We start from the raw sequence: 26,007 nt of genomic DNA on the forward strand, positions 1-26,007 counted from the left end.
GCCTTGAGCGCGTTGTCGAAGGTCTCCGGCGGCACCTTCTGCGGCGGGGGCGGGGGCGCCTCCGCGACAGCGGCCTTGCCGGGAGCGGGCGGGACGGCGGCGGTGCCCGCGTCCGTGGGGCCGGCGGTGCCCGCGTCGGTGGGCGCGCCAGCGGCCTTCGCGGCGGCGGCCGGTGGGGGTGGCATGGGCAGCGTGCCCGCGTCCGGTGCCGCGAGGGCGACCGTCGGGGACACGAAGAGCGCGGCGCTGGCGAGCGCGGCGACGATGAGCGGGCGGGACGTCATTCCGTGGCGCCGAAGTTGAAGGCCGTCCCAATCTGCACGGTGGGCACGTTGATGATGCGCGACGCGCCCGCGAAGACGGTGTTGTTGGTGACGTCCAGCCGGAAGGACACGTTCTGGCTGGAGAACATGCGCACGCCCAGGCCCAGGTTGACGGCGGGGCGGAAGCCGTCGCTGCGGTCCACCTTCACCACCGTGCCGCCGGCCAGCAGGAAGACCTCGAAGTGGATGACGTTCGCGTTGAGGAAGGACGTCTTGCCGTACAGCGGGCTCCACATGAGGTCGGAACCCACCATCCACTGCACCTGGTCCTCGAAGGCGGTGGCGGTGGGGGCGGCGTCGAAGTCGCGCTCCAACTGGCGGCGCAGGCTGGTCTGCACGTTGTAGCTGTACGTGCCGCGGCCCACCTGCCACGCGACGCTGTCGCTGAAGTGGTACGTGTAGCCGACGGTGCCGATGAGCCCCTTGTGGAAGGCATCCGCGGGCAGCACGCCCACGCCGAGCGAGAGCTCGTGGTGCATGCGGTAGAGCCGGTCCTGCACCCCGGAGACGGTGCCGCGGTTCTCGAGTTCCTCGGCCTGGGCGCGCGCGAGGCCGGGCACCAGGCACAAGAGGGAGAGCAGGAGGAATCGCACGGGGACTTTTTCCTGTCAGGAGGCGGGGGACGACGTGGGGTGGGGGGAGCGACCCCGCGTCAGTAGCCGACCGAGTTGAAGAGGAACGGGTACGTGATGATGACTTGGCCGCCCTTGGGGGCTGGGAACTGCCAGCCCTTCAGGCTGCTGAGGATGCACGCCTCGACGGAGGCGTTGCGGAGGGTGGAGGACTTCGTCTTGGCGGAGGCGACGCGGCCGTTGAGCCCGATGGCCCACTCCAGCACCACCTTGCCGGCGAGGCCGGGGTCCTTGAGCAGCGCGCGCTCGTAGCAGCCGTGCACCTCATTGAGGTGGCTGTTGATGACCTTGGCCACGGCTTCGCGGTCCACGGTGCCCTGGGTGGAGGAGATGCTGCGCGCGGTGGCGCGCGTGACGGTGCCGCCCACCGCGCCCTTGCCCACGCCGCCCGCGCCCAGCGCGCCAATGCCGCCGCCGCCCTTGCCGCGCAACAGCTCCGCGCCCAGGGTGGCGCCGCCGCCCTTGCCGCCGCCGCCCAGGCCGAAGGTGCCCAGGCCCGCGTTGGCGATGGGCGCCTTGCCGATGAGGCCCGCGAGTTTGTAGTTGGTCTGCTTGGCGTTCTTGCTGCCCGGGCCGCTGCCCAGCTTGTCCACGGCGGCCAGCAGGTCGTTGGTGGCGGGGCCAGCGGCGGACAGCTTCGCGAGCGCCTTGAGCGCCTTGCTCTCCGGCGCGGCGGCCACGGCCTTGGGGACCTGCACTTCCTTCACGGGCTTGGGAGGCGCCTTCTCCGCGACGACGGGCTTGTCCTTCGCGGGCTCCTTCTTCTTGAGGGTCTCGAGCTTCTTCTTGGCCTCTTCCTTCTTCTTGGGCTCGGGGGCGATGAGGCGCAGCGCGACGGGCGGGAGGTTCTTCTGCGTGAAGTCCGCGGTCGCGGGGCCTTGAGGCCGGGTGGCGATGAACCAGCCCAGGCCGCCGCCGAAGATGGCGAGGAAGAAGAGGGTGAGCCAGGGCAGGCCCTTGAGCGGGTTGACGAAGACGCGCTCGGGGGCGGGCGCCGCGTAGGCGACGAGCGACATCTTGCCCTGGGTGAGGCGGGCGGCGGCGCCGTCGCGCAGGGTGACGAAGCGGCGGCTGCCGTCGGACTCGAGCGCGGCGGTGGCGACGGGGCCGAAGCGGCCGTCTCCGTTCGCCTTCTCCACGTCGGTGCCGGGGGGCACGAAGAGGCGGTAGTTGCCGTTGACGGACTCGGCGAGGGTGAAGTCGTCACCTTCGGGGAGGGTGAAGCCCCACAGCGGCATGGGGGCCAGCTCGTCCACGGCGGCCTTCACGGGCTTCTTCGCGTCCGGGACGAAGCGGCGCGCGTCGCGGCGCACGGCGCCCCAGTACAGCTCCATGTAGAGCTGGGCCGCGCCCTTGCCTGGGCCGATCTTCGGCGCGTGCGTAGGGCGGCTGGCTGGGGCCGCGTCGAGGACGAGGGGGCCGGAGGTGGGCGCGGCGACGTCCGTGTCCACGTCCGCGAGCAGGTCGTCCACGGCGAGCAGGCTGGGCATGGCCTCCGACGGAGGACGGCGCCGCGCGGAGGGAACGGTGCCCGCGGGAACGGCGGGAGCGGGAGCCGGCTTCGACGCCGCGGGCTGCGCGTGCGCGGCCTGTTGCGCGTGAGCCGCCTTCGCGGCCTGCTGCGCGAGCGCGGCCTGCTGCGCCTGTTGCTGGGCGTACGCGGCCTGCTGCTGGGCGTAGGCGGCTTGCTGAGCCTGCTGCTGCGCGAGCGCGGCCTGCTGAGCCTGCTGCTGGGCATAGGCGGCCTGCTGAGCCTGCTGCTGCGTGTGTGCGGCCTGCTGAGCCTGCGCGGCTCGCTGAGCCTGCTGTTGCGCGAGCGCGGCCTGCTGTTGTGCCAGCGCGGCCTGCTGAGCTTGCTGCTGGGCGTAAGCGGCCTGTTGCGCGAGCGCGGCCTGCTGGGCCTGTTGCTGCGCGAGCGCGGCCTGCTGCTGGGCGTAGGCGGCTTGTTGCGCGAGAGCGGCCTGCTGCGCCTGCTGTTGTGCCAGCGCGGCCTGCTGCGCCTGCTGTTGTGCCAGCGCGGCCTGCTGCGCCTGCTGCTGCGCGAGCGCGGCCTGCTGCGCGTGCGCGGCCTGCGCGCCGTGCTGGGGCGCGAAGCCATTCGCGGGCGCGAACGCGTGCGGCGCCCCGTTGCCACCGTGCGGGGGCGCGGCGGGCGGAGCCCCCGCACCTCCGAGGAGCGCGGCGACCTCCGGCGGCGGCTGCGGCTTGGACTCGACGGGACGCTGGTTGAGGATCCGTGTCTTCAGGACGAACGGACCGCACAGCACCTCGTCCACGGAGCGGATCTCACAGGCGGTGACCTGGTGCCCGTTGACGAAGACGCCGCTGGTGCCGCCGCCCGCGTCCTGGATCGCGGTGCGGCCGTTCTGGAAGTACAGCAACGCATGGCGAGGCGACACGGACGCGTCGTCCAGCCGAAGATCCGACGACGCATCGGAGCCGAGCGCGTAGGTGCCGGGGACGAAGACCTCCGTCCCCACCAGGAGGCCGTCGCGGAGGATGACGACTTGCAGGACGCTGGGCTGGCCGCTCAACGGTGACGCTCCCTTCAAAGGGGGGGATGGGCGGTACGGCCCTACTGATCGTAGACGGTGGCGAGCGTCTCCGAGCGGAAGCTGTCGCGCTCGCGAAGCATCGACTTCGTCTTCAATTCCTTGCGGTCATACAGATACACGGCGCCGGACTTGTTCGTCTGGCCCTGGATGAGCCGGTCGTCGAAGTCGATGCGCGACGGGCCGCGCTGAGGCGGCGCGGACGTCGCGGCGGCCGAGGCATCTCCCGTCACCGGATCCGTGACGGCCGTGCTCGACTTCGTCTCGATGCGCGGGGGCGCCTTGCTCGAGCCCTTCTTGGCCTTGGGTGCCTTCGCGGCCTTCGTCTTGGAGGCGCGTGTACGCCCCTGGGCCCAGGCATCGTTCGCGGGGGAGAGGGGACCGAAGCCGAGCACGCTGGCGACGGCACAGAAGAGGAGGAAACGTCGCATCATCAACAGGTTAAGCGATGCGAGCCCCGACCTGTCAACGCACACTCCAGCCCCATGGCATGGCCTGTGGCGATCAGGTGTGGGGGGCAGTCCACCTCACCTGGGGCGGACTCTCCACGACTCGTCCTTCTTCGTGCCGGTACGCTGGAAACGTCCCGTGGGGTTCCCTCCGAGCGGTGCCTCCCCAGCATGCGAGCAGACGTGGCACGAAGTCATCGTGACACGGTGGGCGGATGGAGGATGCTCGCGCGCGGGAGGCATGCCCACGCGTGATAGGTGTCACTCGCCATCGGGGATGGATCGCGGCCGTGCTCGGAGCCCTGGTGCTCCTGGGCCTGGGGCTGTTCGCGTTGAAGCCCGGGAGCAACCCCGCGCCGACGCCCGCGCCCGCGCCATCCACCGCTCCCGCCGAGCCGCGCCCCATCCTCCAGGCCGTGGGCCCGAAGCTGACCAGCAACCAGACCTCGCAGCCGCTCTCCCTCTACGGGGAGAACCTGGTGCCGGGCCTGCGGCTGGTGCTCGGCGCGCCCCTGTCGCGGGAGGTGCCGCTCACGGTGGTGGACGCGCGTCATGGCTACGCGAGGCTCCCCCCCGGCCTCAAGCTCCCCGAGGGCACCTTCCAGACGGACGTGCAGCTGTCGCTCGCCGGGACCGGCCCCCGGCCCACGGGCACCACGCGGCTCACCCTGGTCAACGACGCGGCCTTCCCGGACCTGATGGCGCTGGCGCTGTCCCCGGACGGGCGCACGCTCTTCGTCGCGTCGCCGCCCACGGACACGGTGTTCGCGCTGGACGTGGCGTCCGGGCGCGTGGAGGCGATGGCGGTGGGGGACGGGCCGTCGGCGCTCGCGACCTGGAAGGACGCCAGCGGCCATCCCTGGTTGGGCGTGGCCCACCAGTACGGCGCGGAGCTCTGGCTGTACGCGCTGGACGCGCCGGAGCGGAAGGCGCGGGTCCTCCCCGCGCCCCCGGGCGTGTGGGGCCTGGAGGTGGACGGGGCGAAGGGCGTGGCCTTCGTCGCCGAGCACCACCGCGACACGGTGCACGCGCTCGCGCTGGAGGATGGCCGCGAGAAGTGGAGCGCGGCCGTGGATCCGAACCCGCGCGCGATGGCGCGGTGGAACGGGCTGCTCGCGGTGGGCAGCCTCCAGACGGGGCAGGTGGTGCTTCTGCGCCAGGACGACGGCCGGGAGCTGGCGCCGGTGGTGCCGAAGCCCGGCGTGCCCATCATCGGAGGCACCACGGAGGCCTTCTCCGCGCAGGTGATGGGCGGCAAGGCACCGCGAGCCCTGGTCGCGAGCGACCGCTTGAAGCGCCTCTTCATGTCGAGCCTGGGGCCGAACGTGGGCCCCAACGCCCAGCGCATGGAGGTGAGCGCGAACAGTGGCGTCGCGGTGCTGGACCTGGACCGGCAGGAGGTGGTGCGGCACCGGGGCTTCGGCGCGGGCGTGACGGAGGGGCTGGCGCTGGATGACCGCGCCGGGCTGCTCTACGCGGCGGACGTGGGCCTGGGGCAGGTGAGGGTGCTGGACGCGAAGGCGCTGGTGAAGGGCGACGCGGCCGCGCGCGAGGCGGTGCTCCAGACGCTGCCCGTGCACGCGCCGGAGGGCACGCCGTGGATCCGCCCCGTGGAGGACCTGGGCACGAAGGGCAGGGCGGGGCTGGAACTGCACTCCGGGCCGCGCTCGCTGGTGCTGTCCCCGGACGGACGCACGCTCTACGTGCTCAACCGCTTCACGGGCACGGTGGCGGTGGTGGACGTGAGCGAGGCGCGGGCGGGAAGAGCGCGCGTGACGCGGCAGTGGCCGGTGGTGGACGTGCGCTCGCGCGAGCAGCGCCGGCTGGGGCAGGTGCTCTACTTCACCGACGTGGGGCGCACCGGCATGAGCTGCGACGCGTGCCACATCGAAGGGCACACCGGCGGCGTCTTCTTCGAAAAGACGCGCCCCATGCGCATCTACCGGTCCACGACGGCCCTGGGCAGCCGGGACACGCCGCCCTACTTCACGCCCGCGAGCACGCGCAGCATCGCGGAGACGGCGGAGACGGTGGGTGGACGCAACCGCTATCACAACCCGGATCCGCTGCCGTCGGAGGTGGAGGCGCTGGCGCTCTACACCTCGCTATTGCCCACCGCGCCCAACCCCTACCGGGGCGAGGACGGCGCGCCGCTGGAGACGGTCACGCTGCCGGACGGCAGGACCGGCCATCCGGTGAAGGGGCTGGCGCTCTTCGAGGGGAAGGCCCGGTGCCTGGCCTGCCACCCCGCGCCGCTCTTCACGCTGGACCAGGACCCCTCGACGCGGGGCCAGTACCAGGACGTGGGCACGCCCATCGCGCTGCCGCTGCGGCTGGAGCAGCAGCACCTGGTGACAGGCGCTGCGCCGCCCTCATTGGTGGGCACCTGGGACGTGTGGCCCCTCCTGACGAGCGCCACGGCGGGCTACGCGGTGCAGGAGGACCGGCTCGTGGTGGGCTCACGCTTCCCGCTGCGCACGCTGCTGGAAACCCCAGGCCTGAACCACGGCGCCGCGCAGGCGCTCACCGCCGAGGAGCGCGACGATCTGCTCGCGTACCTGCTCACGCTGTGAGTAGGGTTTGCGGATGCGTCGGTTCTCCTCCTGGGCGCTCTTCATCAGCGCCGCCCTGCACTCGGCATGTGCCACGGCTCAAGCTCCTGGCACATCGAGGCCCGGTGCCGATGCTCAGGCCGCCGCATGCCCCACGCATGAACCGGCGACCGCGCGGGTGGAGTTCCAGCACGCGAGCTTCGATGGACAGACCCTGTCAGGGCGCCTGCTGCTGGGGACTTCGAGTGGAAGCCTGTGCCTGGACCGGCGTCTCATCGAGAGCCACACGCTGACCGTGGAGCGGGTCCTGGACTGTGTCAGCGGGCAGTCCCTGCCGTTCCTCGTCGTCGATGTCCGGACGCCACCGCGCCGGGAGGAGGACATCCTCCTCCTCGGGCCAGGCCAGTGGTACGGGCGGGATGTGTCCGTCCCGCTCTTCCCACAGTCCGCGACCGGGCAGCCCGGACCTGAATGTGTCGACGTGGAGCTGTCCGTCCACGCACTGGACGCCGCCAACATCGCGAAGCCGAGGCTGCGCGTGACGCGTGCCGCGGCCCCCGAGCGGGAGCCGTCACCCACGAAGCCCTCGCCCTAACGCGCGGGATTGGAGTGGAAGGGGAGCAGCACCGCGGCGCGGACCCGGGTGGCCAGCGCTTCGGTGAGCAGCGGCCACCCGAACGCCGCGAACGTGAGCATGGCCATCATCCCGCTGAACATCCACAGCCCCATCATCACCGCGATGCCCAGGTGCAGGCCCATTGTCAGCGCCACCCAGAGCCCCCGCGTGCGCCGGGGCCAGACGCAGAACGCGTAGCCCACCTCCACCACCAGCGTGCCCCACGTGGCCAGCTTCACCAGCCACGGCACCACCGCGAGCCACGCGAAGTCGAACTGGCCATACTGGGGCTGCATCAGCACCTCCCAGAGCGCCGTCCCGTCCCGCCACACGGGCCCCAGCAGCTTCTCCAGCCCCGTGGTCAGGTAGATGAGACACAGGTGCACCTGCAACACGCGCAGCGACAGCGTCGCCAGCGCGGACGGCGCGTCGGAGAGCCTCTTCGCCCGCACGTCCAGGGAGTACGCCGTGCCCACCGGCAACACCGCGCAATAGAACAGGCTGATGTGCGCGAAGGTCTCCACGCCATAGGAGAAGAAGCTGATGCTGTTGAGCAGCACCGTGTGGAGGATCCACGCCACCACCGCCGACAGCCGCGTGTGCAGACCCAGGAAGAGCCCCAGCAGCGCCACCACGTAGACGAACGTCAGGCCCTGGATGCTGGCCGCCTGCGAGAAACCCAGCGGCGCCAGCGCGGCCACCACCGCGCCCACCCGGGGCACGGACGGGGACGCCATCGCCTCGGAGACGCTCCAGGGCACCCAGCCCTGGTTGCCCAACAGCTCCGGCAGGCTCTCCGACAGGCTCCACGCCTGGATGAGCAGCAGCGCCGCCACGCCGATGCGCAGCACGCCCAACGGCTGCGGAGAAGAAGGCGCGCCGACGAACGCCGCCAGCCTGGCCCCCACCGCGGACTTCCAGCTCTGGGCGCTCATGGCGTCACCTCCCCCGTGGACACGGCCGCGGGCACGCGGCGCTGGAACTCCGCGCGGTAGGCCTCCGTCCAGAGGGGCTGTGACCCTTGAAGGTGCGCCGCCATGCTGGGCAGCTGCAGCGACTCCACGCGCACCGTGACGGAGCGCGCGTCGGGGTGCCGGCCGAACATCGCCGCCGCCCACGCGCGGGCCAGCGCGTCCCGGCTCTCCTCCAGGCTGAAGCGCAGGTTCATGGAGTGGATGCGCACGCTCACGGCGCCGTTGTCGGACCGGAAGTCGTCGTGTAGCCGGTCGCCGGACGCATCTTCCAAGTCGAAAGAGACACGCACCGCCGGGCTCACCCCGGGGGCGAAGAAGCTGAAACCACTGCTCGCCCCCGTCCAGTGCCCATAGGCCTGGGCCCAGGTCTGCGTGGCGTCCGTCAGCGGGAGCAGGGGCACGTGCAGCGCGCCACGGGCCACCATCAGCAGGTGCAGCACGGCGAGGCCGGTCAACAACCCGTGCCGGGGAGTCAACGTGTGTCGCATGGGGGCTCCAGACCGAGCGCCGGAGGGGGCACCTCCGGCGTCGGGTCCGTCTTGAATGGACTGCTACTGCGTTTCAGGGGGTTGTGACGTCAGCCGGCGTCAGTTGCAGTTGCCGGAGATGCTGCCGCCGCCGATGATCAGGCCCAGCAGGTTGCCCGTGGTGTTGCCGATGATGTTGCCGCCGCCAAGGATGTTGCTGAGGATGCCGCAGTTGCCGTTGCCGCTGCCGCCGCCCGAGCCACCGGCCAGGGGGCCCGTCTTCGACACCAGCACGACCTCCTCCATGGACACCGCCATGCGCGGATCGTGGCTCTTCACCTCACGGTTGTGAGCCATCGCGCCCGTCGCACCCAGCGCCAGCACGAACATCGCCACGGTCCCGCCCAGCTTCACGTGCGTCTTCTTCATGGTCTTGCTCCTTGGGGATTGAACTGCATGGGCAATGTCTTTCCTCTCCCCGAAATCGGAACCATCCCGGTAAGACCAGGATTCTGTTGAGGGCTGATTCCAGGCGGGATGTGGACATTCCAGCCTGGTTGGCGGCGACCTTTTCTCGGCCGGCGCGAAGAGGCCGGAGCGGTGTCAGGGCCTTCACGTGGATCCGGCCCTCGGGTCGCTTGCGTTGGAAGGGGGGGCTGAGGTCTACAATCCAACGAATGCGTTCCTCCCCCCGGGTCGCCTGGCTCCTGCTTCCCACGTTGTGGCTGTCGTGCACCGACGCGGGGCTCTATTCGATTGGTGACCGCGCGGGCGGCACACGCGACCGCGCCAACTTCGAGGGCGACCTCTGCGTCCCCGAGGCCACGGGCGACGCGTTCCCCGTGAAGGTCATCTTCGCGCTCCAGGGCGGCACCGGCGTGGAGCCGGAGGTGGTGGGCTCCGCGGTGGACGGGCTCACCACGCTCACCTCGCGCTATACCGGCCCCCAGATGCGCTTCGGGCTCGTGGCCTTCCACTCGGTGGCCACCGGTCTGCAAGGCAGCTTCACGGACGCCGCCAGCTTCCAGGCCGTCCTGCCCCGCTACGCCAGCTACCAGCAGGATGGCCCCATCAGCATCCGCTCCGCGCTGCGGCTGTCCAAGAGCCTGATGTCCGGCGAGATGCAGGCCTCCTGCAAGGGGGAGGTCGCGCGCTCGCGCTACGTGGTCGCGCCCGTCATCCGCAGCTCCGACGTGAGCTGTGACAACCCGGCCTTCAACATCGGCATCGACAGCCGCTGCACCGCGCTGTCGCAGGCCGCGGGCTGCAACGCGTCCCCGGAAGCCCAGGCCCAGTGCAACGCCTCGTGCAGCCAGTGCGAACTGACCGCCGTGGTGGGCGAGCTCAAGGGCCTGGTGGAGCAGCTGGGCGCGGGCGACGTCAGCGTCCAGCCCATCTACGTCCGCGATGCCTCGCCCGACCCCGTCACGCGGTTGCAGGTGGCCGCCATCGCCAACGCGGGCGGCAGCGCGCCCGTGGAGACGGACTTCGTGGGCCTGCCCAACGCGCTCACGCGGCTGGACTACGGCGCGCTCGACAACGCGCTCAAGCTGAAGCGCTTCCTCGCCTTCAACCGCAACGTGCAGGTGCGCAACGGCCAGATGCTCACCGACAGCGACGGTGACGGCGTGGCGGACGACGACGAGCGCGCCCTGGGCCTGGACCCCGCCGTCCCCGACACCGACCAGGACGGGCTCATGGACGGCGTGGAGCTGCGCATGGGCCTGGACCCGCTCGCCGTGGACATCATCAACGGCTGCAGCGTGGTGCAGGACACGGACGGCGACCGGCTCAACGACTGCGAGGAGCGCGTGCTCGGCAGCGACCCCTGCGTGGGCGACACCGACGGCGACGGTCTGCCGGACCTGGTGGAGGCCCTGTCGGGGACGAACCCGCTCGTCGCCGAGGACCTGCTCGACACCGACCGGGACGGCCTCACCAACGTGGCGGAGGTGGAGGCCCACGGCGACCCGCTCAGCGCCGACCTCGACTTCCACCGCGAGCGCGGCTACGGCTACTCCATCGTCCCGCTGCCCCCCACCGGCACCAGCAACCGCGCCTGCTACCGCACCCGCGTGGAGAACGTCTCCCTGGTCCCCACCCTGGAGCGCCCCCACCCGCTGATTCCCGGCGAGGTGATCTCCGCCGGCACCAACGAGGTCTACCTCTACCTCCAGGTGGGCCGGGACAATGATCCGCGCGGCGCGGGCGTGGGTTCGCTCTTCATCCAGGAAATCCAGTACGACCCCGACACGGGCCGCACCCCCGCCGGGATGGTTCCCCTCGTCTCCGACGACTTCATCGTGAGCAACTGAGCCGACCCGCTGGCGTGGGGTGTTCCCCACAGTCTGACTGGGGTGTCCCCCCCACACCCTTCCTGTAGCAGGCTCTTCCGAACGCGCAACCCCTTGAAGTTCCTCACCCTGAAACTCCTACAGACGCGGGATCGCCTCTTGCTAGGGGCAGGGGTTGTGAAAGGAGTCACCATGACTATCGGTCGCATTGCCCCCATGTTGGCGCTCGGAGCCTTCCTGGTGCTGAGCCCCCGCACCGTGCAGGCCCAGGAGCAGAACCCGGACAACCCGGAGTGCCTCGGAGACGAGTGCGGTCGCCCGAAGGAGGAGGGCGGCGGCTGCGGTTGTGGCTGTGGCTGTTCCGTCTGGGTGGCGTACACGGACGACGGCAAGACGCTGTCGTACACGGACGACGCGGACGGCGACGGCAAGGCGGATGACAAGGACAACTGCCCGTTCACGTCCAACCGCGACCAGGCGGACGGCGACGGCGACCTCGCTGGCGACGCCTGCGACAACTGCGCGGCGGTCTCCAACGCCACGCAGCTGGACACCGACGGTGACGGCATCGGCGACGCGTGCGACCCGGACGACGACAACGACGGCAAGCTGGACGGCGAGGACAACTGCCCCTCCATCCCCAACGCCACCCAGGCGGACAACGACGGGGACGGCATTGGCGACGTCTGCGACGACGACGACGACAACGACGGGCGCAAGGACGGCGAGGACAACTGCCCGCTCATCGCCAATGAGAACCAGCAGCTGCCGGCGGACGTGAGCGCGTGCCGCGTGGACGCGGACGGCGACAACGTCTCCGACAACCTGGACAACTGCCCCGGCCTGTCCAACCCGGACCAGAAGGACACCAACGCCAACGGCATCGGCGACGCGTGCGACCCGGACATCGACGGCGACTCCGTGCTCAACGCCGCGGACAACTGCCCGGCGGTGGCCAACCGCGACCAGGCGGATGACGACGGTGACGGCCTGGGCGACGCGTGCGACACGCGCTACTGCGTGGTGCTCAACAAGGACAACCCCAACGACTGCCTGGACCCGAAGTCGCCCTTCAGCGTGGGCACCGGCGGCTCCATCAGCGTGGAGAAGACGGGCATGGCGGTGCGCCCGCCCCTGTTCGCCAACCGCAACGGCGCGGCCATCGAGTACACGTGGACGGTGGTGAAGCGTCCCTCCGGCTCCACCGCGGTGGTGGAGAACCCCAAGGGCGCCGTCACCTACAGCCGCCACTGGGAGTACCAGTACGTGGACGGCAGCGTGCCCAACTTCAACCCGGACAAGGAAGGCGAGTACGAGCTGCAGGTGTCCACGCGCCTGGCCTTCGCGGACCGCGTGTTCCCCGACCAGCGCGCCTCCGTGTCCAGCCTCTTCGTGAAGGTGGGCAATCAGGACGACGGCGGTGGCTGCACCTCGCTGCCCGCGGGCGGTAGCGCCGCGGCCCTGGGCGCCGGCGTGCTCGGCCTGCTCCTGCGCCGCCGCAAGAAGGCGTAAGAAAAGGATGTCCCCCATGCCAGGAGGTCCGCATCGCATGCGCCGTCAGTTCGTCGTTCCGCTTCTTGCGACCGGCCTCCTGGTCCTGGGTGTGCTGTCCTGTTCAGACACGCTCCTGGAGCCGCGCGCCCAGGAGCAGTCCCAGCTGGATGACCGGCTGACGCTCACCGGCCGGGTGTGCACGCGCCCGGCGAACCCCACCGGCTTCCCGGTGAAGGTGGTGCTCGTCGTGGACGAGTCCGGCAGCATGTGCGTGTCGGATCCGCCGGGCTCGCAGGAGGGCAGCGGCTTCTGCGAGCGCGCGGAGGTTCAGGCCATCATCCCGCCGGGCGTGACGGAGCCCGCGCGCGTGCGCGCCCTGAAGAACGTGGTGAATGGCTTCCGGCGCATCAACGAGGCGCGCCAGGGCAACATCAGCATCGCCATTGCCCCGTTCGAAACGAACGTGAAGAACACCTGGCCGCCGGCCTCCACGGGGGACCGCTTCGCGCCGCCGGGCAACATCAACAGCTACATCGAAGGCCTCCAGTCGCAGCTGGGCAAGGGCACGGACTACCAGGGCGCGCTCAGCTACGCGTACAGCCTCATCGCCAGCGACATCGAGGCGGTGTCCCAGTCCACGCCGGAGCTGCTGCCGCGCACGCGCTACGTCGTCGTGTTCCTCACGGACGGCACGCCGTACCCGCGCTGCTCGGCCAACGACGACCTGTCCGTCTACGCGGGCCCGGACACGCCGGACCTCACCTGGCGCGACTCCATCACCAGCTTCTGCAACGCCACCAGCACCACCGACGCCATCACCGGCTTCGAGGTGGGCACGGACCGCAACCAGAACTACCAGCTCTTCAGCTACGTGCGCCGGCTGATGGAGCTGAAGACGCAGTACAACGTGGGCGACGTGCGCATGCACACGGTGCTGCTCTTCAACGAAGAGGCCGTGCGCGCCTGCGGCCCCATCTGCCAGGACATCTACGGCACCTACCCGGGCGTCCCGGAGGCGCAGTACCCGGCCGCGGCGAAGAAGATTGCTTCGTTCCTGCTCAAGCGCTTCGCGGAGATGGGCAACGGCGTGTACCAGGAGTTCAGCGACACGGCCGAAATCAGCGAGCTGGGCCTGGGCGCGCTGGACTACTCCTCCTTCGCGTCGCCCAACGTGATGAAGACGCTGATGGTGGAGCCCCTGAGCTCCGCGCCGGGGGATGACGGCCGCGTGCTGGACAGCGACGGCGACGGCGTCCCGGACACGCTGGACAACAGCTTCACGCTCAAGACGAACCCCTTCACCATCGACAGCGACGGGGACTGCCTGAGCGACGGCTTCGAGTACCGGCGCCAGGACCAGGGCTTCAAGGCGGGCAATGACCTGGACGCGCGCGGCTGCAACCCGCAGTCCCCGCTGACGCCCGGCTGCACCTGCCGGGACACGGACGGTGACGGGCTGTCGCAGTTCGCCGAGGACTACCTCAAGACGCGCCAGGGCATCGTGGACAGCGACGGCGACGGCGTGCCGGACGGGCTGGAGGCGAAGTACGGCCTCAACCCACTCCAGTCGAGCGTGGCCGGCCTGGACACGGACGGCGACGGCATCCCGGACGACGAGGAGTTGAAGGCGGGCAGCGACCCCACCCGGCGCGACCGGCCCTTCCACGACAAGTACGGCATCCAGTACGAGGTGAAGAAGGTCCCGGGCGGCACCGACACGGACGGCGTCTGCTACGACTTCACCGTGTCCAACCTCCAGATGGTGACGCCGCCGGACCGCTCCGGCGTGAAGCAGGGCTACAACCTGTTCAAGGTGTGGTTCGCGGAGGCGCCGGAGAGCGGCGTGGCCACGGACTACGGCGTCTGGCGCACCGCGTGCGCGTGGGCGCAGTACGCGCCGCCCAGCGTGCGCGTGCCGCTGGGGCCGGACCTGGCCATGGAGGACGGTGACTTCCGCCGTCCGGATCAGCTGGTGGACCCCTGGAGAGCCCAGGGCAATTGCGTCGGCGTGTCGCCGTCGCAGGGAGGCGCGTCGCCGTGAGCCGCGCGGGACGTTGGTTGGCGCTCACCCTGGTGGGGTTCGCCGTGGCGGTGGCCTGCACCGATTCGTATCTCTACGACCCGCGCCGCGACACGGACGTGCCCGCGGACCGGGCCGTGGCGCTGGACGGGCGCTTCTGCACGCTGGGCGCCAATGAGGTCATCCGGCCCATCAAGCTCATCGTCGCCATGGACGCCAGCCAGTCCATGCGCGTGAGCGACCCGGACGGCACGCGCGCCACGGCGCTGGTGGACCTCATCGAGAACCTCCCGCAGGACGACGAGGTCTCCATCGCGGTGATGCTCTTCGCGGGCAGCACCACGGCGTTCCTCACGCAGGACCCCGGGCCCCCGGCGGAGGACGGCTTCGTGCAGGTGTCGCGGCTGGATGCCACCGCGAAGGCCATCCTCACGGAGAAGCTGCTCACCTTCCGCAACACGGACACGTCGCCGAACCGGGACTCGACGGACTTCGTCAAGCCGCTGTCGGACATCTACTCGCTCATCAACACGGACATCGCGCGGGCGCGGCAGCAGCCCACGGGGAGCGACGCGCTGGCGCAGGCGCGCTACTCGGTCATCTTCCTGTCGGACGGCAAGCCCACCAACAACCAGGACGACGAGCTCATCCGCGGCGACGCGGTGGTGCGCATCCGCCAGCTGCGCGACCTGGTGGAGGACGTGCGCTTCAACACCGTGCACGTCTTCAACCCCACGCAGCCGGTGCCGTCCGTGTGCGACCTGGTGGCGGAGGACGGCGGCTTCGGTGATGGCGGCTGCCCGCTGCTCATCATCAACCAGAACGCGGACCGCCTGGAGAAGATGGCCACGCTGGGCGGCGGCAACTTCCGGGACTTCCGCAACAACGAGCCCATCAACTTCCTCAACTTCCAGTTCGGCCAGGTGCGCCGCGCCTTCATCGTGAAGGACTTCGTGGCCTCCAACTTCTCCGCGCCCCCGGGCAGCCCGCTGGATGAGGCGGACACGGACGGCGACGGCCTCACCGACGCGCGCGAGTACGAGCTGGGCACGAACCCCAACCTGCGGGACACGGACGGCGACGGCTTCAGCGACGGCGTGGAGGTGTACTTCCGCGACCGCGGCGTGCAGTTCGACCCCACCCAGGAAGTGCAGCCGGACGGCGGCGGCCTGGACAAGGGCTGCCCGCCCGCGCTGCGCGGCGTGGACACGGACTGCGACGGCCTCCTGGACTGCGACGAGCAGTTCATCGGCACCAACGCCACGCTCCAGGACAGCGACGGAGACGGCGTGCCGGACGGCATGGAGTGGCGCGGCGGCACGCAGGGCTCCAGCAAGGACCTGGACGAGGACCCGGACACGGACGGCCTCACCAACCGCAGCGAGCTGCGCATGCACATGCGCCCGCTGCAGGTGGACACCTCCAACCTGGCCTCGGACGCGTACCGCTACAGCATGGAGGCGGACGGCCCGGTGGATGACCAGGGCCGCCAGTGCTACCGCTTCCGCGTGGACAACGTGCTGCTCGCGCCCACCCTCGCGATGATCGCCGACGGCGGTGTGGACGGGGGCGTGGACGCCGGCACCGTGCAGCGCGGCGCGGGCTACAACGACATCTACCTCTCCGTGTCCATGCTGCCCGCGGACGACCCCACCGCGCGCACGCTGGTGCGCACCTTCCGCGTGGACTCCGTGCGCTACCCGGTGGGCGGCATCAAGTCGCCTCCGGATGGCGTCATCCGCGTGAACCCCGAGGACTTCGTGGACGGCTGCCCCGGCGTCGTCCCGACCCTCTCGCCCGTTCCCTGACTTCTTCTCCCGAGCCTCCCATGCGCCTTCGCACCCGACTGCTCCCGCTCGCGCTCCTCCTGCTGGCCGCCTGTTCCTCCGAAGGGGACGACACGCCGGACGCCGGCACGGGCGTGGTGGAGGACCTCTGCAACAGCCGCGAGGAGGCCCTGTCCAGCGCGGACTGTGAGTTGAAGCCCGGCGTGCCCATGGAGCGCTTCCTGGCGCTCACGGGTGACGTGAAGGCCGGGGACGAGGACTGGTACAGCGTCCGCATCCCCGCCTCCGCCACCGCGCGCACGCTGGTGCACGTCACCGGCACGTACCTGGCGTCCAGCACGCCGGTGAACCTGTCCGTCACGGTGCAGGAGAAGGACAAGAGCACCGCGCTGGTGGCGAAGTCGGACCAGCACGGCTCGGGCGCCCCGAGGCCGGTGGACATCATCCTGCCGTACGGCACGCCGGACACGCAGCTCATCATCGTGGTGCGCGACGCGCCCACGAACCCCGCGCGCCCCAACTTCGACGCGCGCAACCCGTACCGGCTCACGGTGGAGCTGCTGGAGAACCCGGACGCGAACGAGCCCAACGACGTCACGCCCACGCCCATCGCGCTGGCGGCGCAGGGGGCCATGCAGGTGGGCACGGCGCAGGGCTACCTGGCCACGGACAACGACGTGGACCGCTTCAGCTTCCCGCTGACGGCGGGGAAGATCGCCTACGTGCGCGTCACCGCGCCGGACCAGGGCTTCGCCCCCAACTTCCGCCTGTCCTATGAGCTCTTGCGCCCCAACGGCACCGACAAGGAGTCGGAGGGCAACGTGCTGCCCAAGGTGCACCCGGGCGTGCTGGCCACCGCGCGCAAGGTGAGGCTTTCGGGCACCTGGACGCTGGTGGTGAAGGGCTACCGGGGCAACAACGAGCCCGTGCCCGCGGGCGACCTGCGCCAGCCGTACGAGGTGGAGGTGCGCGTGGTGGACGAGGAGGACCCGCGCGACCAGTCCGGGGACAACGACGCCTACGCCCGCGCGTCCGTGAACAACCTGGGGGCGCCGGGCGCGTCCACGAACTTCGACGGCCGGCTGGGCTACGTGTCCGACCGCGACTGGTTCGCGGTGAAGCTGTCCACCCTGACGAAGCCCAGCGTGCTGCGCTACCGGCTGACGGAGCGGCCCACCACCCCGCGCTTCGACCCGCTGCCCCTGCCGCTGGGCCAGCTGGCGGACCGGCAGGTGCTGGTGTTCACCACCGTCAGCACCACCGTCACCGCGGAGCAGCGCGCCACCTGCACCAACAACCCGGCCGTGTGTCCGCGCGACACGCGTGAGCACCCCGACGCGCCGGGGCTGGTGCAGGCCTACTGCAACAACGCGGAGGCCGTGCTGTGCATCCAGTCCGTGCGCGAGGAGTCCGACCCGGCGCGCTTCCCCAACCTGAGCAACTTCCAGGGCCGGCTGCCGGTGCCCGCGCACGGCACGGAGCTGACGTACCACTTCGTGGTGCAGGACGACGGCAACAACTGGGCGGATGACCGCGACTACCGGCTGGAGGTGTCCTGGGAGGCGGAGGACACGGAAGAGGAGAACGCCTACAGCGGCGGCGTGGAGCAGCCGCGCGCCAAGACGCTGGGCGGCGTGGGCACGGGCAACCTGCCGGTGGGCAACGCCACCTTCGAGGTGAAGGGCCAGCTGACGTACGGCCATGGCCGGCTGCGCAACAACGACCGCGCCACGGGCCTGGGCGTGCGCGGCCCCACGGACTACGACGCGGTGCCCTCCGACACGGACACCTTCGAGTACCAGCTCCCCCCGCTGAGCGCGCCGGAGGACGCGGCGTGGCTGGTGCAGTGGGACGTGGACAACCTGCCGGATGGCGGCACGCCGCACGGGCTGGCGTTGGATTTGACCTTCTGTGACGGCTCCGCCACGGACGGAGGCACCACCGGGTGCATGCCGGTGACGACCACCAGCACGGGCGGCGCGCTGACGCTGGCCTACAACCCGACGGCGATGCGCGCGTGGCACACCTCCGCGAGCGCGCCGCTCAGCAGCTACCAGGCGCTGTACCAGCTGGAGAAGACGGCCACCACGACGCGCGTCACGGTGGCGCCCTACACGTGCTCCTGCCTGGAGCGGCGCTTCATCCAGGGCGGCACGCTCAAGGTGGCGGTGAGCGCCACCGAGCGCACGGACTACACGCCCGTGGGCTACACGCTGCGCACCGGCTACGGCGACTACCCGCGCAGCTACAATGCGGCGGATGGCGGCTCGCCCACGTCGTGCCCGGCGCCCACGCAGGACGGTGGCACGTGGGTGGGCGGTTGCCAGTTCACCCGCTAGCAGGCCCGGGCGGGCGGCGGGGCTTCACGCCTCCGCCGCCTCCGGGGGCACCGCCGGGACTACCGCGCGATGCCCTTGCCCTTGAGCGCCAGCTCGCGCGTCTCGCCGTTGGCGGCGTTGGACTTGAGGGTGAGCGTGCCGGTGAACTCCTTCGCGGCGTTGGGCTTGAAGGCGACCTCGATGAAGGTGCGCTGGTAGGTCTCCAGCTTCAGGGGGCCGTTCTCCGGCCAGGTCTCCGGCTTCTTCATGGTGAAGACGCTGGGGCCGGAGATGGAGGCCTCGTTGAGCTCCAACGTCTGGAGGCCGCGGTTCTCGATGTAGAGCGTGTTGAAGGTCGTCGCCCCCACGTAGGTCCCAGCGGAGAACTCCGTGTCGAAGCTCAGCTCCGTACGGTCGATGAGCAGCTGCGGCGTGTTCGGCAGCTCCTCGGCCTCGTCTCCGCAGCCCGCCAGGGCGATGATGGTGAGGGGCAGCCACAGGTTGCGCAGGCGCATGGACATCCACTCCTCGGTGAGGTTTGAAAGAATGTCTGGAGTTGTAACACGGAATGTCTCGCGACTGGCGGGCGCTGTGATGGGATTGATGCTCATCGCATGCGGCGGCTCGCGGGATGACTTCATCGGCGCGCGCGTGCTGGATGTCTGCAAGGCGTCCTGGCCCGTGTGCAGTGAGTACGCGGGCTGCATCCTCGGGCCGGAGAGCTACTCCGAAGGCCGCTTCCCTGGACGCGGGCGGGTGCTGGTGCGCGTGCCGGAGGCCTCCACCATCAAGGTGAGCTTCTACCTGGAGGAGGTGACGGCGGCGGGCGAGGAGACGGCCATCACCGTGCACGAGGAGGGCTGCCGCGCACGGCAGCGCAAGGCGTCCACGGGCCGCGCGGCGTTGGACCAGATGGAGAAGTTCGGCGTCTTCACCCAGCAGGCGGACGTCACCGGCGTGGGTGACCACCTGGTGGAGTTCGACTCCGACATGCAGGCGCGCTACGTGGTGAAGGTGGACGTGACGCCGCTGCGCCTCCAGTAGTGCGCCGCTTCAGCCCTTGAGCGTGCGCACCAGGTGGTCCGCCACGCGGAAGCTGTTGGCCGCGATGGTGAGCGTGGAGGGCACGCTGCCACCGGTGGGCATGAAGCTGCCGTCCACGACGTAGAGGTTCGGCACTTCGTGCGCGCGGCAGTGCTTGTCCAGCACGGAGGCCGCCGGGTCGTCACCGAAGCGGCAGGTGCCGTGCTGGAGGATGGTCGTCTCCCCCTGCGTGCCCACGCGCTCCACGCTGTCCGGGTCCAGGCGCATCAACACTTCTTCGCCGCGCTCCACGAGGAAGCGCGTGGCGGCGAAGTCCGCCGGGTGCCGGTCCAGGGTGATGGCGGCCACGGGGATGCCGTACTTGTCCTTCACCTCGGACTCCACCGTGACGGAGGTGCCGGGCGTGGGGAGGAACTCCGCGTAGACCTCGAACTCGAGGATGCGCGAGTCGCGGTACGCGCGCATGCGGTCCTTCAATTCCTTGCCGAACACGCCCGCCTTGCCGGTGCCCGCCAGGCCCACCGCCGCGTAGATGGGGTTGGGGTGCGCCCACATGAAGCCCAGCGTGCCGCCCTTGCGGAAGCCGTGGCGCGCGTCCGGCATCACGTAGAAGTCCTGGAGGCTGCGGTTGACGAAGGGCGCCGGGTCCGTGAGCCACGGCCGCGCGGCCTTCTGCTTGGACACGCGGAAGTGCGCCCGCGAGCCGCCGAAGGAGCTGAAGAGGAGGTTCTTCCCCACGAGCCCGCTGCCGTTGGCCAGGCCATTGGGGAAGCGGCTGGAGGTGGAGTTGAGCAGCAGGCGCGCGCTCTCCACGGCGGTGGCGGAAGCGATGATGACCTTCGCGGGCTGCTCCTGCGCGACGCCGTCCTTGTCCAGGTACACCACGCTCTTCGCGCGGCCCTGCTTGTCCACTTCGATGGAGCGCGCCATGCAGCCCGGGCGCACCTCCACGTTGCCGGTGGCGATGGCGTTGGGGATGAGGCTCGCGAGCGTGCTGCTCTTGGCGCCCGTCTCGCAGCCGTAGCTGCCGCACAGCGCGCAGTACGCGCACGGCGAGCGGCCCTTGTAGGCCTTGCTGATGATGCCGCGCGCGGTGGGCAGCGCGTGCCAGCCCATGGCCGCGCACACCTTGTCGATTTCGGACGCCACCGGGTGCACGTCCAGGGGCGGCAGCGGGTAGGGGCGGCTGCGGGGCTCCGCGAAGGGGTGGGGGACGGCCTGTCCGGACACGCCCAGCTCGGCTTCCGCCTTGTCGTAGAAGGGGGCCAGCTCCTCGTAGGAGATGGGCCAGTCCGCCACGGTGGTGCCGGGCACGGCGCCCAGCGTGGAGCGCAGGCGGAAGTCCACCGGCTTGAGGCGGTAGAAGAAGCCGCTCATGTGCACGGTGCCGCCGCCCACGCAGTTGGCGGTCCACGCCGCGTTGCTGCGCTCGTAGCGGCCCCTGGCCCCCTGGCGCACCAGGTGCGGCTCCTCCCAGGGCAGCGGCATGAAGAAGTTGCGGCGGCTGTTGAGGATCTCGTCGTGGACGAAGTCCTTGGGCTGGTAGTGGCGGCCCTTCTCCAGCACCACGACCTTGAAGCCCGCTCTCCCCAGCTCCAGCGCGAGCGGCGCTCCGCCCGCGCCGCTGCCCACGATGCACACGTCCACGGAAGGCAGGCTCACGGGTGGTGACCTCCGCACTCGCGCAGGCACTTGGGACCGTCGTAGCCCTCCGGGGGCGCCATGGCGAGCGTGCCCACGGTGTCGAAGCCCATCAGCCGCCAGCCCACGCGGCCCTTGTTGCCGCCGTAGGACGGGTCGCCCAGGAAGCCCTCCAGGCTGAGCGTCATCAGCAGCTCGAAGAAGTGGGCCTCGCCGCTGCCGGCCGGGCTGTCCTTGAAGATGGCGAGCAGCTCGTCCTGCTGGGCGGGCGTGGCCTGCGCGAAGCCCTTCTGGAACATGCGCTGCGCGCGGCGCTCCAGCGCGGACAGGCCCTGGATGAAGTCGCGGTGCATGGACTCCAGCCCTTGCGTCTCCATGATGCGGTCGAGGTAGAGCGCCACGTCCGCGTCCTGGGCGCCCGGGTCCTCGTCGCGGGGGAGCAGCCGCTCCGTGGCCGCGGCGACGACGGCGTACTCGAAGGCGGAGAAGGTGCGCAGGGCCTGGCCGGCGGAGGTGGTGCCGGTGGGCTCCGCGGGCTTGGGCGCTTCCGCCTCCTTCGAACGTTTACACGCAATGCCACCCAGCAGCACCACGCCGCCGCCGAAGAAGGTGAGCCGCTGGATGAAGGTGCGCCGGGACAGCTTCGGGGGGAGCGAACGCGCGCGAGCCATGGCGTGCGAGCGTATCCCAGGTGCGTGTGTTTCACGGCACCTGAGAAGGGGCCAGGGTCGGTTGGCCGCCCACCGCGTGCGTGACGGAGCGCCACACCGCGAGGCGTGACGGACAACGCGCGCGGCTGGCATAGGATGGCGCACTCAACCAGGCCGACTGAACCAAGGAGAAGGACCGCATGAAACGGCACGCGTGGCTACTGGGAGCGGCGCTCGCGCTGGGATGTGGCGGCGGCAAGCCGGCCAACCCGGACGCGGGCTCGAAGCCGCAGGATGATGGCGGAACGACGGACACGCCCTTCGTGCGGCTGACGGTGGACACGGAGCCGAGCGAGCAGCTCGCCATCTCCAACATCGCGATGGCGGTGGGCCCGGACGACCGCATCGGCATCGCGTACTTCGTGAAGCTGCGCGACAAGGACTCCGCGCTTCGCTACCGCGAGGTGAAGGACGGCCAGGTGCAGGCGCAGGCGGAGACCATCGCCACCGTGCAGCGCGTGTACGGCGTGTCGCTGGCGTTCAGCCCGTCCGGACAGCCCGCGGTGAGCTACCTGGGCGGTGGAAGCGACGAATCCGTCTTCTGGCTCCAGAGCGACCTGGCGGTGTCCTACCGCAACGCGAACGGCACCTGGACCGAGCAGATCCCCGTCACCCAGGGTGACCAGGCCGTGTCGGGCAACCCGGTGAGCGACACGGGCTACCTGGTGGGGCTCAACCCCTCCATCGTCTTCAGTGGCAACCAGGCCCTGGTCGTCTACCGTGACGGGCACAACGGTCAGTTCCCGCAGCAGGACTGGGCGGGCAGCGACGTGGAGCTGGCCAGCGGCGGGCCCACGGCGTGGCAGCACCGGGTGGTGGCCTCGGGCGGTGACCAGAAGGGCGCGTACGGCGGTCACCTCCAGATGCTGATGGCGGGGGACCAGCCCGCGCTGGTGTTCGACCAGGCCTTCGGGGCCGCGGACGCGCCGGGGCAGAACGTGTTCTTCCAGCGCCGCAACCCGGACGGCACCACGTGGACGCCGCCGGTGCAGGTGCAGGCGGTGGGCAACACGATGCTGGGCGCGTCCATGGCGTACGACCCGGCGGTGGGCTTCGGCATCGCGGCGGTGGACCGCTCCAACAGCCGGCTCACGCTCATCACCTGCGCGGGCACGACGGGGACGAAGTGCGCGGCGGCGGGGGACTGGACGACGCCGGATCCGGTGTACCAGACGGGCTCCGGCGGCTGGTACCCGTCGCTGGCGTTCGACCCGAAGACGCACGACCCGTCCATCGCGTTCCACGTCTGCTCGCTGGAGTCCGGGCGCAACGAGGGCAGCTGCTCGCCGTCCGACGACGCGCTCATCATCGCCACGCGCGTGGAGGACCAGTGGGGCGAGGTGACGGTGGACACGGCGGGCGGCTGGTCGCCGAAGCTGGCGTTCCTCTCCTCCGGCCAGCGCGTGGTGCTCTACCGCGCGGGTGGCACGCAGGCCCTGACGCTGGCGGTGGAGCGGTGAGCCTCGCGGGACGCGCCGTGGCGGCGCTGGGGCTCGCGGCCGTGCTGAGCGGCGCGGGCGCCATCGCGTGCCGCGGAGACAACGAGCTGTCCGGCAGCGTGTCGGAGCTGTTCCCCGTCACCGACGTGTCGAGGGTGGAGATCCGCCGCAACCCGGAGGCGCTCCAGGTGAGCTACTTCCGCAACAACGGCCTGGACGTGGACCTGGTGGCGCGGCTCACGGTGGACACGGAAGGCGTGGACCTGAAGCCGGGCACGAAGGTACAACTCGGCGGCACCACGCCCTCCGGCCGCGACCGCGCGTCGGTGGTGCACGTGGCCGCCGGTGAGCCCGCGCGCGTCTTCACCCAGGTGGAGCGCGGCGACCTGGTGCTGGACGAAGGCGGCAACGTGGGCGAGGCCACGCGGGGGGACTTCTCCCTGTCGTTCAAGAAGGGCGACGGCTACGGCGCGGGGCGCAGCATGGAGGGGACGTTCAACTCCCTGGCGCTCGACGCGGGCTTCGGCCCGGACCTGGGCGACGTGGTGGGCGACGAGCCCGCGCCCTGAATCACCCGGGGCTTCCGGTGATGCGAACCGGAAGCCCTGAGCCTTTTCTTTACGGCGTGCAGGTGTCGAGCGTGGCCATGCCCTGGGAGAGCTGTCCCTGGTGCGTGGCGAACTGCGCGAGCGCGGGCGCGCCGCCGTCCAGGAAGAGCTGGCGCGCGGCGTCCACCGCGTCCCGTGCGTGCACCGTCACGGTGGAGCCGGTGGCGTTCGTCACCTTCACCGCGCCGTCCGCCTGGCCCTGCGCGCGGATGAGCAGGGCGCCCGCCTCGTCGCGCGCGACCATGCCGTCCTCCAGCGGCTCGAAGTAGCGCACCACGGGCTCCTGGCCCTCGCGCTGCAACTCCAGGCGCATGACGCCGGACTCCACGTCGCGGGACATCTTCAGCGTGTCGGTGGGGCTGAGCTTCACGATGCGCGTGTTGGAGTCTTCGCCCTCCACGCTGCTCACCGGATTGCCACCGGTCCAGAACTCGATGCTGTTGACGACGAGCGCGTCCACCAGCGTGCCGATTTCATAGACGGGCACCACGATGAACACGAGGAACACCAGCCACTGGACGAACTTGTTGCCAGAGATGCCCTTGTTGAACTGCCAGATTTTCGTCGTGAGCTTGAACGAGCCGAAGCAGCCCGTCGCGTGCATCATCAGGACACCCGCGCACAGCACACCGAGCCATCGGGACGGACGCAACTTCATGAAGCCCTCCTGGGGGATGGGGGACCGCGTGAAAGCGGCCGCCACCATGCCACGAAGGGCTCAGTCCGGCTCACTCTGAACGAGCCCGTACTTGTGCAGCAGTGAATAGAGGTGCTTGCGGTCCAGCTCCGCCTCGCGGGCGGCGCGGGCGATGTTGCCCCGGGCGCGGCCCAGGAGGCGCGTGAGGTACTCGCGCTCGAAGGCGCGGACGAGCTCGTCCTTGCACACCTTGAACGGCCCGGTGAACTCCACCGGCAGGAAGTCCCCGGCGGGGGCGGGCACGTCGCGGGTGAACTCGCGCAGGAGGTTCTCCCCGGCGAGGCCCGGGATGTCCACCATGTGCCGGGCGCGCTCCAGGGCGTTGCGCAGCTCGCGCACGTTGCCCGGCCAGGTGTGCCCCAGGAACTGCTCTTGAATCTTCTCCGGCAGCCGGGGCCACAGGCCCTCGCCCGCGAAGGCCTCCACGAGCAGCGGGATGTCCTCCTTGCGGTCGCGCAGGGGCGGCAGGCTGACGGTGAAGACAGACAGGCGGAAGTAGAGGTCCTCGCGGAAGCGGCCCGCCTGCGTCTCCGCCCACAGGTCCTTCTTGCTGGCCACGACGATGCGCGAGTCGAAGGAGATGGGCGTGGAGGAGCCCAGGCGGCGGAACTCGCGGTCCTCGATGGCGCGCAGCAGCTTGGGCTGCAGGTCCAGGGCGAGGTCGTCGATTTCGTCCAGGAAGAGGGTGCCGCCGTGGGCGCGCTCCAGGCACCCGATGCGCTGGCCCACCGCGCCGGTGAAGGCGCCCTTCTCGTGGCCGAAGAGCTCGGACTCGATGAGCGAGTCGGACACGCTGGCGCAGTCGAACACGACGAGCGGCCCGGCCGCGCGGGGGCTCAACTTGTGGATGGCCTTGGCGCCCGCGCCCTTGCCGGAGCCCGTCTCGCCCACCAGCAGCACGGTGGAGTCCGTGGGGGCGATGCGCTGGAGCAGCGCGAAGATCTGGCGCATGGGCAGGCTGCGGCCCACGAGGTCGCCCAGCCGGTCCTCGGCGGTGGGCTCCACCTGCACGGGCGCCATCTGCGGGCTGAAGCGCAGGCGCACGTCGCCCACTTCCAGCAGGGCGCCGGGGCGCAGGTAGGCCTCGCGCACCTGGGCGCCGTCCAGGAAGGTGCCGTTGGTGGAGCCCAGGTCCTGCACGAGGAAGCGGTCGCCCTGGCGGCGCACCACCAGGTGGTTGCGGCTGACCGTGGGGTGGTCGATGACGACGTCGTTGTCGGTGGACTTGCCGACGCGCAGGTCCTCCGTGGCGAGCGGGTACACGGTGCCCGCTCGCTCGGTGTCCAGCAGCACCAGGTGGAAGCGCTGCGCGGACAGCCGCTCTGCCTGCGCCCGCTCGGCGACGACGGTGTGCGTGGGGATGGGGGCGGGGGGAACGGAAGGCATGAGC

General features: G+C 70.7%; 21 protein-coding genes and 1 pseudogene. 10 read left to right on the top strand and 12 right to left on the bottom strand.

What is annotated here, in order from left to right; translation table 11 throughout:
• The 4 genes and pseudogenes from D7V80_RS28315 to D7V80_RS28330 form a co-directional block, all read right to left on the bottom strand.
• Nucleotides 1-284 (bottom strand): annotated as a pseudogene (locus D7V80_RS28315) (hypothetical protein); the annotation flags it as partial.
• A complete protein-coding gene (locus D7V80_RS28320) occupies nucleotides 281-916 on the bottom strand; it encodes an outer membrane beta-barrel domain-containing protein (protein ID WP_120591126.1) in 636 nt (211 codons plus the stop codon). The gene D7V80_RS28320 and the pseudogene D7V80_RS28315, both read right to left, overlap by 4 nt.
• A 59-nt stretch (nucleotides 917-975) precedes the next feature.
• Nucleotides 976-3,489 (bottom strand): AgmX/PglI C-terminal domain-containing protein, encoded by a 2,514-nt coding sequence (locus D7V80_RS28325; protein ID WP_120591127.1) that lies wholly within the window; start codon nucleotides 3,487-3,489, stop codon nucleotides 976-978.
• A gap of 41 nt (nucleotides 3,490-3,530) precedes the next feature.
• A complete protein-coding gene (locus D7V80_RS28330) occupies nucleotides 3,531-3,941 on the bottom strand; it encodes a hypothetical protein (protein ID WP_233585799.1) in 411 nt (136 codons plus the stop codon).
• A 230-nt stretch (nucleotides 3,942-4,171) separates the two neighbouring features.
• Between D7V80_RS28330 and D7V80_RS28335 the strand changes: the two genes are divergently transcribed.
• Both D7V80_RS28335 and D7V80_RS28340 read left to right on the top strand, forming a co-directional pair.
• Nucleotides 4,172-6,529 (top strand): MtsA protein, encoded by a 2,358-nt coding sequence (locus D7V80_RS28335; RefSeq protein ID WP_120591128.1) that lies wholly within the window; start codon nucleotides 4,172-4,174, stop codon nucleotides 6,527-6,529.
• Between the two features lie 13 nt (nucleotides 6,530-6,542).
• On the top strand, nucleotides 6,543-7,103 hold the full coding sequence (locus D7V80_RS28340; RefSeq protein WP_147447239.1) for a hypothetical protein: 561 nt from the start codon (nucleotides 6,543-6,545) through the stop codon (nucleotides 7,101-7,103).
• Here the strand turns inward: D7V80_RS28340 and D7V80_RS28345 are convergent.
• The 3 genes from D7V80_RS28345 to D7V80_RS28355 all read right to left on the bottom strand — a co-directional run bounded on the left by D7V80_RS28345 (nucleotide 7,100) and on the right by D7V80_RS28355 (nucleotide 8,994).
• Nucleotides 7,100-8,059, bottom strand: coding sequence for a hypothetical protein (locus D7V80_RS28345; protein WP_120591130.1), 960 nt, complete (start codon nucleotides 8,057-8,059; stop codon nucleotides 7,100-7,102). The genes D7V80_RS28340 and D7V80_RS28345 overlap by 4 nt on opposite strands.
• The gene (locus tag D7V80_RS28350; RefSeq protein ID WP_147447240.1) at nucleotides 8,056-8,586 is read right to left on the bottom strand and encodes a hypothetical protein; all 531 of its coding nucleotides are present in this window, start codon (nucleotides 8,584-8,586) and stop codon (nucleotides 8,056-8,058) included. The genes D7V80_RS28345 and D7V80_RS28350 overlap by 4 nt, the downstream gene beginning before the upstream one ends.
• 99 nt (nucleotides 8,587-8,685) lie before the next feature.
• Nucleotides 8,686-8,994 (bottom strand): hypothetical protein, encoded by a 309-nt coding sequence (locus D7V80_RS28355; RefSeq protein ID WP_014394072.1) that lies wholly within the window; start codon nucleotides 8,992-8,994, stop codon nucleotides 8,686-8,688.
• Between the two features lie 248 nt (nucleotides 8,995-9,242).
• Between D7V80_RS28355 and D7V80_RS28360 the strand changes: the two genes are divergently transcribed.
• From D7V80_RS28360 to D7V80_RS28380, 5 genes are all read left to right on the top strand, one after another.
• Nucleotides 9,243-10,880, top strand: a complete 1,638-nt coding sequence (locus D7V80_RS28360) for a thrombospondin type 3 repeat-containing protein (protein ID WP_120591132.1) — start codon at nucleotides 9,243-9,245, stop codon at nucleotides 10,878-10,880.
• A 171-nt stretch (nucleotides 10,881-11,051) separates the two neighbouring features.
• Nucleotides 11,052-12,371: a thrombospondin type 3 repeat-containing protein gene (locus tag D7V80_RS28365; RefSeq protein WP_120591133.1), complete on the top strand. Its 1,320-nt coding sequence runs from the start codon at nucleotides 11,052-11,054 to the stop codon at nucleotides 12,369-12,371.
• 37 nt (nucleotides 12,372-12,408) lie between these two features.
• A complete protein-coding gene (locus D7V80_RS28370; RefSeq protein WP_120591134.1) occupies nucleotides 12,409-14,394 on the top strand; it encodes a vWA domain-containing protein in 1,986 nt (661 codons plus the stop codon).
• Entirely contained in the window at nucleotides 14,391-16,181 is a 1,791-nt protein-coding gene (locus D7V80_RS28375; RefSeq protein WP_120591135.1) for a VWA domain-containing protein, read from the top strand. The genes D7V80_RS28370 and D7V80_RS28375 overlap by 4 nt, the downstream gene beginning before the upstream one ends.
• Before the next feature lie 20 nt (nucleotides 16,182-16,201).
• Entirely contained in the window at nucleotides 16,202-18,499 is a 2,298-nt protein-coding gene (locus D7V80_RS28380) for a hypothetical protein (protein ID WP_120591136.1), read from the top strand.
• A 59-nt stretch (nucleotides 18,500-18,558) separates the two neighbouring features.
• Here D7V80_RS28380 and D7V80_RS28385 read toward each other — a convergent pair whose 3' ends face one another.
• Nucleotides 18,559-18,993, bottom strand: a complete 435-nt coding sequence (locus D7V80_RS28385; protein WP_120591143.1) for a hypothetical protein — start codon at nucleotides 18,991-18,993, stop codon at nucleotides 18,559-18,561.
• Nucleotides 18,994-19,081: 88 nt separating this feature from the next.
• On the opposite strand from D7V80_RS28385, the gene D7V80_RS28390 reads away from it, so the two are divergent.
• On the top strand, nucleotides 19,082-19,522 hold the full coding sequence (locus D7V80_RS28390) for a hypothetical protein (protein WP_233585801.1): 441 nt from the start codon (nucleotides 19,082-19,084) through the stop codon (nucleotides 19,520-19,522).
• A 9-nt stretch (nucleotides 19,523-19,531) separates the two neighbouring features.
• Here D7V80_RS28390 and D7V80_RS28395 read toward each other — a convergent pair whose 3' ends face one another.
• The gene (locus tag D7V80_RS28395) at nucleotides 19,532-21,184 is read right to left on the bottom strand and encodes a GMC family oxidoreductase (RefSeq protein ID WP_120591137.1); all 1,653 of its coding nucleotides are present in this window, start codon (nucleotides 21,182-21,184) and stop codon (nucleotides 19,532-19,534) included.
• Nucleotides 21,181-21,834, bottom strand: coding sequence for a gluconate 2-dehydrogenase subunit 3 family protein (locus tag D7V80_RS28400; protein WP_120591138.1), 654 nt, complete (start codon nucleotides 21,832-21,834; stop codon nucleotides 21,181-21,183). Before D7V80_RS28400 ends, D7V80_RS28395 begins: the two co-directional genes overlap by 4 nt.
• Before the next feature lie 179 nt (nucleotides 21,835-22,013).
• Here D7V80_RS28400 and D7V80_RS28405 point away from each other — a divergent pair, with 179 nt between their 5' ends.
• Together D7V80_RS28405 and D7V80_RS28410 are read left to right on the top strand one after the other, a co-directional pair.
• Nucleotides 22,014-23,333: a hypothetical protein gene (locus D7V80_RS28405; protein WP_120591139.1), complete on the top strand. Its 1,320-nt coding sequence runs from the start codon at nucleotides 22,014-22,016 to the stop codon at nucleotides 23,331-23,333.
• Nucleotides 23,330-23,881 carry a hypothetical protein gene (locus D7V80_RS28410; protein ID WP_120591140.1) on the top strand — a complete coding sequence of 184 codons (552 nt, stop codon included), beginning with the start codon at nucleotides 23,330-23,332 and terminating at the stop codon, nucleotides 23,879-23,881. The genes D7V80_RS28405 and D7V80_RS28410 overlap by 4 nt, the downstream gene beginning before the upstream one ends.
• Before the next feature lie 49 nt (nucleotides 23,882-23,930).
• Here D7V80_RS28410 and D7V80_RS28415 read toward each other — a convergent pair whose 3' ends face one another.
• Nucleotides 23,931-24,578 carry a DUF3332 domain-containing protein gene (locus D7V80_RS28415; RefSeq protein ID WP_120591144.1) on the bottom strand — a complete coding sequence of 216 codons (648 nt, stop codon included), beginning with the start codon at nucleotides 24,576-24,578 and terminating at the stop codon, nucleotides 23,931-23,933.
• A gap of 60 nt (nucleotides 24,579-24,638) precedes the next feature.
• On the bottom strand, nucleotides 24,639-26,003 hold the full coding sequence (locus tag D7V80_RS28420) for a sigma 54-interacting transcriptional regulator (RefSeq protein WP_120591141.1): 1,365 nt from the start codon (nucleotides 26,001-26,003) through the stop codon (nucleotides 24,639-24,641).
• Between the last annotated feature and the right edge of the window lie 4 nt (nucleotides 26,004-26,007).

It is taken from the genome of Corallococcus sp. CA054B, assembly GCF_003611625.1.
GTDB lineage: Bacteria > Myxococcota > Myxococcia > Myxococcales > Myxococcaceae > Corallococcus > Corallococcus coralloides.